Annotated in this window: 15 protein-coding genes; 10 read left to right on the forward strand and 5 right to left on the reverse strand. The window is 52.8% G+C overall.

Annotation, left to right across the window (positions count from 1 at the left end; translation table 11 throughout):
• The first annotated feature begins 249 nt into the window (after positions 1-249).
• Genes ACEQ15_RS03735 through ACEQ15_RS03745 form a run of 3 tightly spaced genes read left to right on the forward strand, consistent with a single transcriptional unit; the run spans position 250 to position 4,746 of the window.
• Complete coding sequence (locus ACEQ15_RS03735) at positions 250-672, forward strand: hypothetical protein (RefSeq protein WP_370277706.1); 423 nt, start codon at positions 250-252, stop codon at positions 670-672.
• Positions 638-1,867 carry a hypothetical protein gene (locus ACEQ15_RS03740; RefSeq protein WP_370277707.1) on the forward strand — a complete coding sequence of 410 codons (1,230 nt, stop codon included), beginning with the start codon at positions 638-640 and terminating at the stop codon, positions 1,865-1,867. The genes ACEQ15_RS03735 and ACEQ15_RS03740 overlap by 35 nt, the downstream gene beginning before the upstream one ends.
• Before the next feature lie 5 nt (positions 1,868-1,872).
• Complete coding sequence (locus tag ACEQ15_RS03745) at positions 1,873-4,746, forward strand: EAL domain-containing protein (protein WP_370277709.1); 2,874 nt, start codon at positions 1,873-1,875, stop codon at positions 4,744-4,746.
• Positions 4,747-4,814: 68 nt separating this feature from the next.
• On the opposite strand, the gene ACEQ15_RS03750 is transcribed toward ACEQ15_RS03745, so the two are convergent.
• The 4 genes from ACEQ15_RS03750 to ACEQ15_RS03765 form a co-directional block, all read right to left on the reverse strand.
• Complete coding sequence (locus ACEQ15_RS03750) at positions 4,815-6,179, reverse strand: sensor histidine kinase (protein ID WP_370277747.1); 1,365 nt, start codon at positions 6,177-6,179, stop codon at positions 4,815-4,817.
• Positions 6,180-6,184: 5 nt separating this feature from the next.
• Positions 6,185-6,868 (reverse strand): response regulator transcription factor, encoded by a 684-nt coding sequence (locus tag ACEQ15_RS03755; RefSeq protein WP_370277710.1) that lies wholly within the window; start codon positions 6,866-6,868, stop codon positions 6,185-6,187.
• 70 nt (positions 6,869-6,938) lie between these two features.
• The gene (locus ACEQ15_RS03760) at positions 6,939-7,520 is read right to left on the reverse strand and encodes a PepSY domain-containing protein (RefSeq protein ID WP_370277711.1); all 582 of its coding nucleotides are present in this window, start codon (positions 7,518-7,520) and stop codon (positions 6,939-6,941) included.
• A 156-nt stretch (positions 7,521-7,676) separates the two neighbouring features.
• The gene (locus tag ACEQ15_RS03765) at positions 7,677-8,072 is read right to left on the reverse strand and encodes a PA2817 family protein (protein WP_370277712.1); all 396 of its coding nucleotides are present in this window, start codon (positions 8,070-8,072) and stop codon (positions 7,677-7,679) included.
• Between the two features lie 265 nt (positions 8,073-8,337).
• On the opposite strand from ACEQ15_RS03765, the gene ACEQ15_RS03770 reads away from it, so the two are divergent.
• The 5 genes from ACEQ15_RS03770 to ACEQ15_RS03790 are packed head-to-tail and all read left to right on the forward strand — an operon-like array spanning position 8,338 to position 11,921.
• On the forward strand, positions 8,338-9,270 hold the full coding sequence (locus tag ACEQ15_RS03770; RefSeq protein WP_370277713.1) for an ABC transporter ATP-binding protein: 933 nt from the start codon (positions 8,338-8,340) through the stop codon (positions 9,268-9,270).
• Positions 9,267-10,040, forward strand: a complete 774-nt coding sequence (locus ACEQ15_RS03775) for an ABC transporter permease (RefSeq protein WP_370277714.1) — start codon at positions 9,267-9,269, stop codon at positions 10,038-10,040. Before ACEQ15_RS03770 ends, ACEQ15_RS03775 begins: the two co-directional genes overlap by 4 nt.
• Positions 10,040-10,864: an NADPH-dependent 7-cyano-7-deazaguanine reductase QueF gene (gene queF / locus ACEQ15_RS03780; RefSeq protein WP_370277715.1), complete on the forward strand. Its 825-nt coding sequence runs from the start codon at positions 10,040-10,042 to the stop codon at positions 10,862-10,864. Before ACEQ15_RS03775 ends, queF begins: the two co-directional genes overlap by 1 nt.
• 33 nt (positions 10,865-10,897) lie before the next feature.
• Positions 10,898-11,455, forward strand: coding sequence for a nitroreductase family protein (locus tag ACEQ15_RS03785; RefSeq protein ID WP_370277716.1), 558 nt, complete (start codon positions 10,898-10,900; stop codon positions 11,453-11,455).
• Between the two features lies 1 nt (position 11,456).
• Positions 11,457-11,921 carry a YiiD C-terminal domain-containing protein gene (locus ACEQ15_RS03790; protein WP_370277717.1) on the forward strand — a complete coding sequence of 155 codons (465 nt, stop codon included), beginning with the start codon at positions 11,457-11,459 and terminating at the stop codon, positions 11,919-11,921.
• 217 nt (positions 11,922-12,138) lie between these two features.
• Here ACEQ15_RS03790 and ACEQ15_RS03795 read toward each other — a convergent pair whose 3' ends face one another.
• Positions 12,139-12,705 carry a peptidylprolyl isomerase gene (locus tag ACEQ15_RS03795; protein WP_370277718.1) on the reverse strand — a complete coding sequence of 189 codons (567 nt, stop codon included), beginning with the start codon at positions 12,703-12,705 and terminating at the stop codon, positions 12,139-12,141.
• A 192-nt stretch (positions 12,706-12,897) separates the two neighbouring features.
• Here ACEQ15_RS03795 and ACEQ15_RS03800 point away from each other — a divergent pair, with 192 nt between their 5' ends.
• Positions 12,898-13,284, forward strand: coding sequence for a VOC family protein (locus ACEQ15_RS03800; RefSeq protein ID WP_370277719.1), 387 nt, complete (start codon positions 12,898-12,900; stop codon positions 13,282-13,284).
• Positions 13,285-13,352: 68 nt separating this feature from the next.
• Entirely contained in the window at positions 13,353-15,041 is a 1,689-nt protein-coding gene (locus ACEQ15_RS03805) for a methyl-accepting chemotaxis protein (protein WP_370277720.1), read from the forward strand.
• Positions 15,042-15,049 lie beyond the last annotated feature (8 nt).

Consider the following 15,049-nt stretch of genomic DNA (forward strand, 5'->3'; position numbering starts at 1 on the left):
CTAGGACACCGCCCTGTCACGGCGGTAACAGGGGTTCGAACCCCCTATGGGACGCCATTCCTTCCTAACGTTCTGTTTCCCAGTATTTTTTTTCGAATTCTTTGATCCAAGCGAAGTCTTTTTCGTAATTCTGCATTAAACTTAAAAATGTCCTTTCGTGTTGTGGTTGCATCCGCATCAGGGCGCTTGTTCCTTTCCTTCAACCATCAGGGTGGATGTGCCGGCTACAACAGTGGAAGTGCTTGGGTCATGAAATTTCTTCGCGTTCCGTTTCTCCTTTCGATCATATTGTTATCCAGCGTCCATGTGCACGCTGGTGGTGTGGTCGTGAACACCGGTGTGAGCGAGATCTCCGTCAGTCGTCAGTTTTTGCTCTCTGCCTTCGCTATGCGCACAAAGCGCTGGCCCGATGGCACGCCGATACAGGTGTTTGTTTTACCGGATGAGAATCCTCACCACATCCGGTTTGTTAAATCGTCTTTGCATATTTTTCCCTATCAGCTGAGAAACATTTGGGATCGGGCAGTATTTTCCGGTTCCGGTCAGTCGCCACATATAGTGCAAAGCGAAGAGGAGATGCTGGAGCGCATCCGGACAGTGAAAGGAGCGGTGGGGTATACCTCAAAGGAATTGGAGGGTGAGCAAGGTGTTAAACAGCTCAAAGTTTATTAAGTGGCTTGTGCTCCCGATGCTGTGGCTACCGCATTGGGCTGCTGCGTCCGGCGCCGATAACTGGGAAGTGAATGGATTTGCGACTCAGGGTTTCTTCTATTCAGACCACAACAATATTTATGGCCAGAGTGAAGATGGCAGCCTGGACTTCAGGGAGCTGGCTGTTAATGGCGTCTGGCAACCAACAGATGATCTGTTTTTTGCCGGTCAGTTGATGTCCCGCCGTGCAGGTGAAGCACAGGACGGTAGTCCACAGGTGGACTATGCTCTGCTTGATTACCGCTTTGCTGAAAACATAGATGGCCGTGCAGGAATCCGGGTAGGCAGAATCAAAAATCCATTTGGCTTCTATAATGAAACCCGTGACGTTGCGTTTACGCGGCCGAGCATTTTGTTGGCGCAGGCAGTTTATTTCGACAACGCACGTGATCTGTTGCTCTCGTCTGACGGTGTTTCCTTCTACGGCGCCCGTTATATGGAGCATGGCTGGCTGGATATGGATCTGTTGTTTGGCAAGCCCAACACAGAAACTACCGTTGAATATGCTTATCTGAGTCAAGATTGGCCAGGAGAATTTAACGACAGTAATGGCTTCATGTGGCGTACTGTCTACAATACAAGTGATCAACGCTGGCGTTTGGGGTTCACAATGGGACGTTTTAATCTCGAGTACAACGCTGATGAAGCCGCACTGGCTGCGTTGCCACTGCTAACGCAGATGGTTGCGCCACAGGATGGGCACATCGATATCGATGCGTACCTGCTATCTGCGCAATATAACCTCGAGCATTGGAGCTTCACCGCTGAACTGTCGCGCCAGAAAGTGAATTGGGGAACACTAGACGGTATTTTTGCCACCGATCCGGAAAACCGGTTTGAGTCCGGGTATCTACAGGCAGAGTACCGCATCAGTCCGCATTGGACTCTGATGGCACGTTACGAAGAGCTTTATCTGGATATTGAAGACCGTGACGGTCGCCAGGCAGAGGCTACTTTGGGCAAGCCTGCTCATACTCAGTTTGCAAAAGATCTGATCCTGGGGGTTGGCTGGCAACCTGACCCACAATGGTTATTCCGTGCTGAATGGCACAAGGTACGTGGTACTGCATGGTTACCAGAGCAAGACAACCCTGATCAGAACGCATTGCGCAAAAACTGGAACTTGTTCGCGTTACAGGCAACCTATAGGTTCTGAGACAGATGGAAGATCAAGTCGGTAGTCTCGACAAGCAGAAACGGTTTTTCAGCTTACGCTGGAAGACCTTTCTCATGCTTGTGCTTGTGCTGTTCGTGGTACATTGCACGTACTCCTTTATTGCCTATCAGCAGCAGGAGCAGCAGTTCCAGATGGAGCGGGACCGACTCAACACGCGTGATGTGGCTGTGTTGGAGGGACTGGTCTCATCTTCCTATCAACGCTTGCTGGAACTGGGGGAGGTGCTCTCCCTGATGGCGATTGATCAGTATTCTGAAGATTCTGATCCGCTGGTTGCGCTTAGTCAGACAATCAACCTCAACTTCGATCGTTTCTCGCTGAACGGCTCTATCGATTCTATCTACCTGTACGACGATCAGGCACGTCTTATTGAAGGGCGGGGCATGACACTGGCGCTGCCCAAGTCTGTCGTTCAGGAAGTGATCATTACAGAAAAGCCAATTCGTAACATGTATTGCTCGGTGGACTGTTTGCGCTATGTGGCGCTGCCTATCCAGTTCCGTGGAGACAATATGGGGGTGATGGTTGTCGGCCGTACCCTGATCGACGTGGTTTTATCCTTTAATCGCCAGCGAGGCCGGGATATCGGGCTTGCGTTCCGGATGCCTCGGCATAGCAGTGAACTGCCTGAGTGGGGATTGAGCTTCAAGTATCTCACTCAAAAAGGGCTGAACATTCAGGTGTTGCAGGCCCTGGTGGCTCAGCATCCGTACTCCTCTGCAGGTGGCATGTATCAGGTTGAACTGAACGACCGCACCTATGAAGTGGTACTGAGGGTACCCGACGGGGTGGCTAACGATGTGGCATTCTGGGTTTTGGTGGAAGACCTGACTGATGACCGGCAGGCGCTGTATCGACAGTTCTTCTCCAGCCTACTGTTGGCCGCAGCAGGCTTGCTGGTCGCTGCCGTATTGCAGCTGACCGTGCTGCGTAACCCGATGAATCACCTGTCGCGTATCGCCAAGCAGCTGCCAAAACTGGCGGAAAGCTCCTACGACGAGGTGCGTGAAGAGCTGAAGGATACAACACTGACCAAAGGACATCATTACGATGAGTTGGATGTGCTTTGTGACAGTACGCTGGACCTGACCAACCAGCTGCAGCGACTGGAAGTGTCGATCCTCGAGCGTACCCAGAAGCTGCAGGACCGATCCGACGCCCTCGAACGGGAGCGTGATTTCGTAAACAACCTGCTGGATACGGCACAGGCGATCATTTTGACGCAGGACGTTGACGGTCGGATTATGACCCTTAACAGCTGCGGTCAGGACCTGCTGGGTATTACCGACGAACAGTTGGGGCAGATACGTTTTTCTGAATTGGGGCACACAAAAGAGACCTGGCTGGAACACCAGCAGCAGCTGGAACGTATCGAAAAAGGCCATTGCTCCCAGGTACAGGGTGAGACCCAGGTACTGGACAAGTTCTCTGAACGACGGGAGGTGGCCTGGATGCATTCCCGCCTGACCACCTTGTCTGAGAATGCACCAGCCCTGCTGACTGTCGGCATCGATATTACCGAACGTAAATTTGCGGAGCGTCAGCTGTACTGGCTGGCCAACCATGATGTTCTGACGTCGTTGCCGAACCGACTGCTGTTTAAGAGCCAGTTGGAGGAGAACATCCGCACAGCGCATCGAAACGGCAACTCCATTGCTGTGATGATTTGTGACATCGACGGCTTCAAGGATGTTAACGACTCCATGGGACATGTAGTGGGTGACGATCTGTTGCGCCAAGCGGCTGAGCGCCTGAAGTTCCATGTTGGCGACAAAGATATGCTGTCCCGCCTGGGTGGTGATGAGTTTGTCATCGTTAAGAGCGACATGATTGCAGAAGAAAATATTCAGCAGTTTGCAGAACCGCTCTTGCAGGCGTTCCGTGAGCCGTTTTACGTGGACGGATTTGAGATCTACACCACCTTGAGTGTGGGGATCAGTATGTATCCGGAACACGGTACAGACTTTACGGCGCTAACCAAAAATGCGGATGTTGCCCTGTTCCATGCCAAGGACTCCGGTAAAAACTGTTGCCGGATGTTCAGCGAGATGATGGGCGTGGCCCGCGATGAGCGCTTCTCGCTGGTGAATGATCTGCACAAGGCTTTGGATCGCAACGAGCTGCACCTGCACTATCAACCTCAGGTAGACGCTGCCACCGGCCGTCTAGTAGGTGTCGAGGCACTGATCCGTTGGGAGCACCCCGTAGCGGGTACCATTTCTCCGGTCCGCTTTATACCGCTGGCTGAGGAGCAGGGACTGATTGTAGAGATCGGTGAGTGGGTATTGTACGAAGCCTGTCGTCAGATGAAGCATTGGCAGTCTCAGGGTTTGCACGACGTGAAAGTGGGGGTAAACCTGGCTGGCCAACAGATGATGCATGAGAATTTGCTGGTGACAGTCGATAATGCGTTGAGCATCAGCGGCCTTGATCCGCACTTCCTGGATCTTGAGGTTACCGAGAATTTCCTGATCAAGCAGCCGGAGCTGTTGGTACCGAAGTTGTTTAAGCTACGTGAGAAGGGGATCTCCATTTCGATGGATGACTTCGGTACCGGATTCTCTTCCCTGAGTTATCTGAAGAAACTTCCGATCGATACACTGAAGATCGACCGCAGCTTTATCCGCGATATTGGCAGTGATAAAGACGATGAATCGATTGTTAAGGCAATCATCGTGATGTGCCACAGTCTTGGTATTGAGGTGCTGGCGGAAGGTGTGGAAACCGATCCTCAGCTGCAGTTCCTACAGGATCATAAGTGTTCGCTTATTCAGGGCTATTACTTCAGTAAGCCACTGCCGCCGCAGGAGCTGCTGACTTTCGCACTGGACCGGCAGAGTCAGCTGGAACAAGCGTAATAAGCATTTAGGTCAGCGAATAAAGCCTCCGATATGGAGGCTTTTTTGTGGAGTTCATTTCCGTTTGGCTACGCTTTCACGTTGGGCAGCGTCAGCTTTACAACAAGTCCGGCAGGGTTGGGCGGGGATGTGTTACTCATTGTCAGCGTCCCGTTCATCCGATGCATCGCTGCCTTTACGAAACTCAACCCAAGCCCGTTGCCCGGATGATGACGGCTGCTGTCGACCCGGTAGAAACGATCGCACAGTTGCTGAAGGTGGCTTTCAGTGACTCCGCCACCCTGGTCAACGACGGTCAGCGTGGTTTCATGCTCCCCCTTGTCAGCGTGGATCGCAATCTCGCCGTGCACAGGGTTGTACTTGTTGGCGTTATCCAGCAGGTTGCACAGCACCTGAAACAGCAGGTCGTGGTTGCACGACACTTTGCAGTTATCTGGCAGTTGTACCGTTAATTGCTGCTCTTTCTCTTCAAAGGCGGGTTGATAGAGATCTACAGCGTCCTCAACAACGTCGTTTAGTGTTACCTCAGAAAGCGGTGGGCGCTCGCCATTCGACTCCAGTCGGTTGATACGCAATAGCAGATTGAAGGTGTGCAACAGGCGGCTCAGCATCTGTTCCAGTTCTTCCAGCTCTGAATTGTTGTGTGCCGCTTGCTGGACCTTCTGATACACAGCGGTGAGTGGCGTGCGCAGATCATGGGCAATATTGTTTGCCTGCTGCCGGGTTTTATCGACTGATTGCTCAATCTCTGAAAGTGTCTGATTGATCTGATCGATGGTCTCCGCGAGAGGGCCGGACAGGTTTGTATACTGGATACGGGTGCTCAGATCTCCGTCGTTGCGGATCTGTTCCGAGGCCTGGTTGATATCCGTCAGGCGTCGTCTGATTCGGCGTAAAACCCACCAGGCGAAGGCCAATCCGAAAAAGAGAATTGCAGCGACGGCGAACAGCAGCGCATTAAACAGGTTGAGCTGAACGGCAAAGGCATCGGTGTTGATCGCAATACTGACCAGATACCAGCGACCTTCTTCGTTCAGGTACAGCTCGACAGAGGAGAAACTGTCGATCTCCTCTCCGTCCGCTTCCTCGAAGGCGAGATAACGGGCTTCCCAATCGATCTGGGACTCCTCATCGTTAAACTCAAGCTCTTGCTGTTCGAGGTTGAGCTTACGGATCAGTTCGGGATCGGTAACAGGTCGCAAACGGTACTGAAAGAGATCATCCTCGTTCTCTTTGATCCAGCGTTCTACCGCGGATTTGCCATCCTCGTCCCAGGTCTCCTCGATGGTGACCGCTTCCCCCTCCAGCAGGGGAAGCGTGGCTTCTTCCAAATACCAGTCGTTCATCGTTTGTCGGGTGACAAGCAGCAGGAGTATGGCGATTACAACCAGTGCACCGTAGACAATCAGGAAGCTGCGAAACGGGTCGCGCATCCAGTTCAAGGGCGAACCTCCATGATATACCCTGCACCACGCACCGTGTGCAGCAGAGGCTTGTGTCCACCCAAATCGACCTTTTTGCGCAGGCGGCTGATGTGGACATCGATCACGTTGGTTTGTGGATCAAAGTGGTGGTTCCAGACCCGCTCCAGCAGCATGGCACGGGTAATCACCCGCCCAGGGTTGCTAATGAAATACTCGAGAATCTGAAACTCGCGGTTGTTGAGCTCAATCGCTTCGTCACCGCGGCTGGCTTTGCGTGACAGCAGGTCCAGGGTCAGGGTGTCGAGCTGACGCAGATGGTCGCTGTCGTCTTTCTGGATCGGAGTACGGCGCGCCAGGATTTCGGCCCGGGCAAGCAGCTCGCTGAACGCAAACGGCTTGACCAGGTAATCGTCCCCGCCACTGCGCAGGCCGCGCACGCGTTCATCCACGCTGTCCAAGGCGCTGACAATCATCACCGGTGTGGTGTTGCCGGTTGCCCGCAGTGCCTTGATAAATTGCAGACCGTCCATGCGGGGCATCATGCGGTCGGTAATAATCAGGTCGTATTCGGTTTGCAGGGCGCAGAGCAGACCCTCTTGTCCATCGGTAGCGATATCGGTCTGGTGACCAGCGGCGTTGAGGCTCTGGCTGATAAACTCAGCCTGATCGGTGATGTCCTCGATAATCAGTGCCTTCATGGCATCCCTTCTGTGTACTTAACGATGGGCCAGCGCGCAGACAAACATCTGGCTACGCGCCGCTCCGATATTAGTAATCGGCAGATTCTGAATAATCTGAGTACTCGATGGCGGCAAGTGACTCATCATCCATCTCTTCTTCCAGCGTTTCTACTGCGATAACTTTCAGAGAATCGCTATCGAGCATCACATGCAGGTAGCTATCGTCGTTCTCAACGATCACCGAATAGACCGCTTCATAGTCGGGTTCAAAGTCCAGGGAGGCCTCAACCACCTTACCTGCACAGCGGCGTTCAACAGTACTCACGGCATCGCTCAAGCTGCTTTGAGGTTGGGTCAATCGCTGGGTGACATCCGTGCCAGTTTTAGCATTAAGGATCACAAAGCGTTCCTGGCCGTTGTCGAGGCCTTCGATCAGGTAGTAGACGTGGTCTGCTTTACCGGGCAGTAACTCGATATTGTTGTAGGTTGCCGGTGCAATTTCGGAGGCAATACGCAAAGCTTCGCTGATGCTGAGTAACTGCTCGGATTGCTCAACAACGATATCGGTGTGCTTAGGATGAGCGGTTGAGTTGCTGTCATGGGCCAGCAGGGGGCCTGAGAAAAGGGTGGTGCTAAACAGGGCGGTGGCCAGAACCAGTGCTTTTTTCATGATCTCTCTCCTGAAACGTGAGTGCGTTATCTGGGAAAAGAGATTAAAGGGACGAGCTGTCGCTACTCTAAAGGGAAGATTACAAATTGTTCATGTTGGCAAAGAATCGCAACCGGCGGCTGCGATTCTTAGGGTATGTAGTAAAGAAAAAGGGTATCAGTTAGTACCAAAGACATTGGAGCGAGCAGCGAGGTAATCGAAGTCTTTTCCTTCCTCTTCGGCTTCAAAGCTCATCTCATCCAGGCGTTGGAACTTCTCGATTTCGTCTTCAGGCATGTTGTGTAAACAGGAGCCTCCGAAGTACCAAAGCAAGTCACGCGCGATCAGGTGTGCCAACTCTGGGTACATGCGGAATGCACGGTCAATCACATCCTGACCTTCTGAACGAATGTCACCCGTACCGGCCTCAAAGTCCTCAATCAGGTTCTTCAGGTCGTGGATGAACTGCTCATCATCTGTTGCCAGATCTTCACGCGTAAAAGGGTCGTTCTTAATGAAGTTGTTATAGGCAATTTTCAGAAAATTCAGGTGGTGAATCTGATAAGGGGTCATGCATTTCTCCGTGGATAATCAACTTCATTGTACAGCCAGGGGCTACAGGTAGAGATGGGGGCAAAAATCCCAATTACAACAGTGATGAAAAAAGCGGGCTTTATGCGCAAAAGTGTCACCCTGAACGGTATAATGTGCGCCTCCTGCTGGTAGTGGGTCAACCACTTTTCGAACAAGCAACGCCAAATGGAAAACAGTGTTGCAGCCGTTGAATGCGGACCATATTGCCCACACTATGCTGACACCAGCCAATCAGGACCAATTCATGACCACTGCGTTATCAATAAACAATCTGCGAAAAGTATACGGCAACGGCTTTGAGGCCCTGAAAGGGATCTCATTGCAAGTTGAAGAGGGGGATTTCTTTGCCCTGCTCGGACCCAATGGAGCGGGTAAATCCACCACCTTGGGCATCGTATCTTCCCTGGTGAACAAAACCGAAGGTTCGGTTTCCGTGTTCGGCCACGACCTTGAACGTGAACTCTCCAAGGCCAAAATGTGCCTGGGCGTTGTGCCCCAGGAGTTCAACTTCAACATGTTCGAGAAGGTGATCGATATCGTGCTGACCCAGGCGGGTTACTACGGTATCCCACTGAAAGTGGCGAGTGAACGTGCCGAGTTCTACCTGCGCAAACTGGGCCTGTGGGAAAAGCGTAATGAGCGTGCCCGGATGCTGTCCGGGGGTATGAAGCGCCGTTTGATGATTGCCCGTGCGCTGGTCCATAACCCGCGCTTGCTGATTCTTGACGAGCCAACTGCCGGTGTGGATATCGAACTGCGTCGCTCCATGTGGGATTTCCTGCAGGAGATCAACGAAGCGGGTACCACGATTATCCTGACCACCCATTATCTGGAAGAGGCGGAAAGCCTCTGCCGCAATATCGCCATCATCGATCATGGCACCATTGTGCAGGATACCAGCATGCGAGAATTGCTGGCGCAGCTGAACACCGAAACCTTCATCCTGGATATCACTCCTCCGCAGCAACAGGCGCCGCAACTGAACGGCTATCGTTCCGAGCTAGTGGATGACCACACCCTGCAGGTGGAAGTGGAACGTGAGCAGGGTATGAACGCGATCTTCCAGGCATTGGAAGCGCAGAATATTCAGGTATCCAGCATGCGTAACAAGGCGAACCGTCTGGAAGAGCTGTTCGTATCTCTGGTGGAACAAAATCTGGAGCAGGAAAAAGCATGACCTCATCACAACTGTTTGTAGCTTTCTGGACGATCGTCACAAAAGAGGTGCGTCGCTTTACCCGTATCTGGGGACAAACCCTGCTGCCGCCTGCGATCACCATGACGCTCTATTTCATCATCTTCGGTAACCTGATCGGTTCCCGCATTGGTGAAATGGGCGGATTCAACTACATGGAATATATCGTGCCGGGTCTGATCATGATGTCCGTGATCACCAATTCCTACGGCAACGTGGTGTCATCCTTCTACAGCACCAAGTTTCAGCGCAATATTGAAGAGCTGCTGGTATCACCGATCCCGCACTGGGTGATTCTCTGTGGTTACGTGATTGGCGGGGTTTCCCGTGGTTTGGCGGTGGGCCTGATCGTAACGGTGCTGTCGCTGTTCTTTACCGATCTGGCGATCAACAACATCGCGATTACCGTCAGCATCGTCTTCCTGACAGCAGTACTGTTCTCGCTGGGTGGCTTTATCAACGCGGTGTTTGCCAACTCGTTCGACGACATCTCTATCGTGCCGACCTTCATCCTGACGCCGCTGACCTATCTGGGTGGAGTGTTCTATTCGATCTCGCTGCTACCCGATTTCTGGCAGGGCGTATCGATGCTGAACCCGATCCTGTATATGGTGAACACCTTCAGATACGGTATTCTGGGGGTAAGCGACATCAATGTCGGCTTTGCGTACAGCATGATTTTACTGTTTATCGTGATACTGTTTAGCGTATCACTGCACCTGCTGAAAAGCGGAAAAGGTATCAGAAGTTAATGAAGCAAGACGAATTACTCACCAGCTCCCCACTGGGGCAGGACACCCAGTATGTGAACAGCTACGATCCATCGTTGCTGTTCCCGATTCAACGTGACCTCAAGTGGGCTGAGCGTGACATCAACCGGGCCGATCTGCCGTTTAAGGGTGTGGATATCTGGAATGCCTACGAGATCTCCTGGCTGAATACCAAGGGTAGACCCAATGTGCGCCTGGCGGAGATCCGTATCCCTGCGGATTCCAAGTGCATCATCGAATCCAAGTCGTTCAAGCTGTACCTGAACTCCTTCAACCTCAGCCGTTTTGAGACCGAAGCGGAAGTGGTTGAACGTATGGAAGCCGACCTGAGTGAAGCGGCGGGTGGCCAGGTGCAGGTGATCATGTATCACCCGGACAAAGCGCCTGCCTTCGGTCAGTTCACCGGATTCTGCCTGGATAATCAGGACGTTGAGATTGATAGCTACAGCCCGGATGCCGGTCTGCTGAGCAGCGACCACGATGTGGTGGAAGAGGTGCTGTACAGCCACCTGCTGAAATCCAACTGCCCCGTTACCGGTCAGCCGGACTGGGCCACCATCGGTATCAGTTATAAGGGGCAGGAGATCGACCGTGAAGGTCTGCTGAAATACCTGATCTCCTACCGCGAGCATGGCGATTTCCACGAGCAGTGTGTTGAAAATATCTTCATGGATATCTGGCAGCAGTGTCAGCCGGAGAGTCTGAGTGTGTACGCTCGCTATGTACGCCGCGGTGGATTGGATATCAACCCGTTCCGCAGCAGCGAGATGGACGATATCGACAACCTGCGCCTCAGCCGCCAATAACCAGAATCTACTTCATCGGAGTTTTAACCGCCCATGGACGCTCTTGAGTTACTGCACAACCGTGTTTCCTGTCCGCTATTGCTGGAACCCGCACCTACTGCCGAGCAGATGGATAACCTCTTCAAGGCCGCGTTGCGTGCACCGGATCATGCCGCCCTGCGCCCGAGCCGCTTCCTGGTGGTAGAGGGTGAGCAGCGCGATGCGCTGGGGGAGATCTACCTGAAGGCAGGCCTTGAAGATGATCCGGAGCTGACAGAAGCCAAACAAACCAAGCTGCGTAACGCACCGCTACGTGCGCCGGTTGTGGTGGTGGCGGTTGCCCATAAAACCGAACATCCGAAGGTGCCGTTCAGTGAACAGCTTATCACTGTGGGTTGTGCTACTCATGCGATGCTTTATGCGGCCCACGCTCAGGGGGTGGGGGCTATGTGGCGTACAGGACCGATGGCGTACCATCCGACCGTGATGGCAGGCCTTGGCTTGGCTGAGAATGAAGAGATTGTAGGCTTCCTGTATCTGGGAACACCAAAGGTTGTACGTCAGGCGCCGGAAGTGGATACCGCGCCTTATGTAACTCGCTGGGTGGCATGAAATGAGTGACTATCAACAGACCGCCAATGAGTTTCTTGCCTGGCTGAAGGGACAGATTCCCCTGATCAACCATATGGGTTTTAAACCGCTCAAATATGATGGTCGGAGCCTTGAGATGGGGGCTGAGCTGGCACCCAACGTTAATGACAAAGGCACCGGATTTGGTGGTTCGCTGGCGACGGTTGCTACGTTGTGTGGCTGGAGCATGGTGACCCTGCATCTGCGCGAAAACGGTCGTGATGACGATGTGGTGATTCGCGATAGCCATCTGGAATATCTGTTGCCGGTCACTGATGATTTTACCGCCCGTACCGCGTTGCCGGATGCGGAAACCGTCGCTGGCTTTGATGCCCGGATGGAAGAGAAGGGGCGTGCGCGAATGGATCTGGTGATCGAGATCTGTCAGGGCGATAAGGTGGCGATGCGTCTGTCCGGTAGTTATACCGCGTTGGAAAAGAAGCGCTAAGCAGATCTGAGTTATTTGAAAGCGTAGGTTGGCCATCGCGCAGCGATGCCCAACAAGTTGGCTCAAGGTTGACCTTTAAAGTTGGGCTTCGCGTTGCGAAGGCCAACCTACAACCGAGTCGCGTTATCGAATTCGTACCATCTGACGATAAAGCATGAAAAAGGCCGCTGTAGATCAATCTGCAGCGGCCTTTTCTTGTCTGGAGCAGGCGAAGCGTCTAGTGAGCCACGCGGTACGCCTTGATGATAATTACCGGCTCCTTGGGTACGTCCTGATACATGCCCTGGGAAGTGGTTGGCAGGCGGCTGATCTTCATCACTACATCCATACCCTCTACAACTTTACCAAAGACCGCGTAGCCAGCACCGCGGGCACCGTGGTTGAGGAAACGGTTGTTCACGGTGTTGATAAAAAACTGTGCAGTGGCGCTGTCCGGGTGACGGGTGCGGGCCATAGCGATGGTCCCCGGCTCATTGTTCAGGCCGTTATCGGCTTCGTTCTTAATCGCTTCGTTGGTGGTTTTTTTGTCCATCGATTCGGTGAAACCACCGCCCTGAATCATAAAACCGGCGATCACACGGTGGAAGATGGTGCCGTTGTAGAAACCCTCGTCCACGTAGCTCAGAAAGTTATCAACGGTGATCGGGGCTTTGTCGCCATCCAGCTCCAGCAGGATTTCGCCCTGATTGGTCTCCAGCATAACCTGGGTTGTGGCTGCATGAAGCAGTCCCGAAAAAGAAAGTAGAAATGCACAGCAGAGGCTATAAAAAGTGCGGGTGTGCATAATGTTCTCCTGAAAAGTGATGGATATTGATCTAAGCTGATTCAGAGCTAATCGCCAATAGGTTAGCTGCTCTTTGTACATATTCCCAGTCGTTATTGAGTAGTACTTTTTAGGTAGTAAAGATTCGGCCAGGCAGGCCGCTAACTATCATTGTTTGTAGTGCATTTTAGGCATAAATGAGGGGATGAACTTATGCCACAAGTTCCTTTTGAGTTTGTTGCACTCGATCATGTAGTACTGCGTGTGCAAGACATGGACCGCGCGTTGCATTTCTACTCGGAGATTTTGGGTTGTACCGAAGAGCGTCGTGTCCCTTCCATTGGATTGGTGCAGCTTCGTGCCGGAAGCGCGCTGATCGACCTCCTACCGTCGGACAGTCCCGATCACCGTTCGCAGAACATGGATCATTTTTGCCTGAGGATCAGGCCCTTTGATCCAGCTCGTATCAAAAAATTTCTCCAGGCGTATGCTGTAGGGGATGTGGAGCAACGTTATGGCGCCCAGGGAATGGGACGTTCGCTCTACATATCAGACCCCGATGGCAATGTTGTGGAGCTGAAAGAAGAGCTGCAGGAATAGCAGCCGAAAGACCATAAATTACTATTACTAAAAATGGCTACCGGACCTGAGGTAGTCGGAGTGCAAGCATGGGTAAATTGACGCTGAGAAACAAGATCCTCTTATTAACGCTCGTGCCGCTAATACTGATCATCATCGTGGTGATGCTGGTTACGCGGATGCAGTTGCAAGAGCTGGGGGCGAAGGAAATTGCCCAGACACGGGAACATATGCTGGAGAGCAAGCGCGTTGCATTGCGTGAATATATGGACCTGGCGGTAACCTCCGTCGAGGAGATCTATAACCAGGCAGGTACTGATGACGAAGCTGCGAAACAGGCTGCCCTGAGTACTTTGCGCAGTCTGGCCTATGGCGAAAACAAGGACGGCTACGTCTTTGTGTATGACTACGATGGCACGGCCCTGGCGATGCGCGCCAAGCTTTCCCTGGAAGGTAAAAACCTGATCGGATTGAAGGATGCAAACGGTGTAACACTGATTGCCGATCTGATCGATGCCGCCAAAAACGGCGGCGGATACGTCTCTTACATCTGGGAAAAACCGTCCAAAAAGATGAAGGTACCTAAACTCTCCTATGCAGTGGGTCTGCAGAAGTGGGGCTGGATGTTGGGTACGGGTTTCTACATCGATGATATCGAGGACCGTTTGCTGGATATGGAGCGTCAGGTCGATGAAGAGATTCAAACCACCTTGCTGTTTATTGTGGGTATTGGCGGCGTGCTGGTGTTGATCTGTGGTGTGGTAGCGTCCGTGTTTGCAACCAGCCTGACCCGTCCGCTTAGCCAAGTGAGCGAAGCCTTGCAGGATATGAGTAAAGGCGATGGTGATCTGACCCAGCGTCTGGAAGTTAAAACCAACGATGAGGTGGGCATCCTGGCCGAAGGCTTTAACGGATTCCTGGATAAGATTCACACTCTGGTAGGGGATGTGAAGCAGGCGGTAAATGAACTGTCTACGGCCGCGACCCATATGTCAGAGGTTGTTGCCAGAACCCAGAGAGGGGTTAGTGATCAGCACGGCGAAACCGAGCAGGTTGCGGCGGCGATTCATGAAATGGCAACGGCAGTACAGCAGGTCGCTCACAGTGCCGGTAGCGCTGCCGGCTCTGCTGGCGAAGCGGATTCTTCGGCGAACGAAGGCCTCAAACTGGTGGCGTCTACCATTGAGTCGATCACCGAGCTTTCCAACGGGGTGAACTCTTCGGCAGACGTCATCGAGAAACTGCATACCGATGCTGACCAGATCGGTACGGTGGTCAACGTGATCAAGGACATTGCCGATCAGACCAACTTGCTGGCCCTGAACGCAGCGATTGAAGCAGCGCGTGCCGGTGAGCAGGGGCGTGGTTTCTCCGTGGTGGCAGACGAAGTACGTTCTCTGGCAAACCGTACCCAGCAGAGTACCGAAGAGATTCAGTCAATGATTGAAAAACTTCAGGTAGGGGCACGTCAGGCGGTAAGTGTGATGAACACGAGCCGTGACAGCACCAATGAAACCATCCGTCGTGCACAGAGTGCGAGCGAATCTCTGGAGTCGATCACCTACTCGGTGGGTACCATCAGTGAGATGAACACGCAGATTGCAACGGCGGCTGAGCAGCAAACCGGTGTGGCGGATGAGATAAGCCGCAGCGTGCATCACATCTCAGATATTGCCGAGAAGTCCAACGGTGATGCCGAGCAACTGGCGGTAACCAGTCGTGAACTCAACGCGATCGAACAGCGCCTGTTGGGACTGGTTCAGCAGTTCCGCATCTGATGCACGGC

Origin of the sequence: Pontibacterium sp., assembly GCF_964228735.1 — a bacterium.
Taxonomy (GTDB): Bacteria; Pseudomonadota; Gammaproteobacteria; order Pseudomonadales; family Balneatricaceae; genus Pontibacterium.

Coding starts and splice junctions, on each gene's coding strand:
- ACEQ15_RS03735 (WP_370277706.1), top strand. CDS start 250: ATGAAATTTCTTCGCGTTCCGTTTCTCCTTTCGATCATATTGTTATCC.
- ACEQ15_RS03745 (WP_370277709.1), top strand. CDS start 1,873: ATGGAAGATCAAGTCGGTAGTCTCGACAAGCAGAAACGGTTTTTCAGC.
- ACEQ15_RS03750 (WP_370277747.1), bottom strand. CDS start 6,179: ATGCGCGACCCGTTTCGCAGCTTCCTGATTGTCTACGGTGCACTGGTT.
- ACEQ15_RS03755 (WP_370277710.1), bottom strand. CDS start 6,868: ATGAAGGCACTGATTATCGAGGACATCACCGATCAGGCTGAGTTTATC.
- ACEQ15_RS03760 (WP_370277711.1), bottom strand. CDS start 7,520: ATGAAAAAAGCACTGGTTCTGGCCACCGCCCTGTTTAGCACCACCCTT.
- ACEQ15_RS03765 (WP_370277712.1), bottom strand. CDS start 8,072: ATGACCCCTTATCAGATTCACCACCTGAATTTTCTGAAAATTGCCTAT.
- ACEQ15_RS03770 (WP_370277713.1), top strand. CDS start 8,338: ATGACCACTGCGTTATCAATAAACAATCTGCGAAAAGTATACGGCAAC.
- ACEQ15_RS03775 (WP_370277714.1), top strand. CDS start 9,267: ATGACCTCATCACAACTGTTTGTAGCTTTCTGGACGATCGTCACAAAA.
- queF (WP_370277715.1), top strand. CDS start 10,040: ATGAAGCAAGACGAATTACTCACCAGCTCCCCACTGGGGCAGGACACC.
- ACEQ15_RS03785 (WP_370277716.1), top strand. CDS start 10,898: ATGGACGCTCTTGAGTTACTGCACAACCGTGTTTCCTGTCCGCTATTG.
- ACEQ15_RS03790 (WP_370277717.1), top strand. CDS start 11,457: ATGAGTGACTATCAACAGACCGCCAATGAGTTTCTTGCCTGGCTGAAG.
- ACEQ15_RS03795 (WP_370277718.1), bottom strand. CDS start 12,705: ATGCACACCCGCACTTTTTATAGCCTCTGCTGTGCATTTCTACTTTCT.
- ACEQ15_RS03800 (WP_370277719.1), top strand. CDS start 12,898: ATGCCACAAGTTCCTTTTGAGTTTGTTGCACTCGATCATGTAGTACTG.
- ACEQ15_RS03805 (WP_370277720.1), top strand. CDS start 13,353: ATGGGTAAATTGACGCTGAGAAACAAGATCCTCTTATTAACGCTCGTG.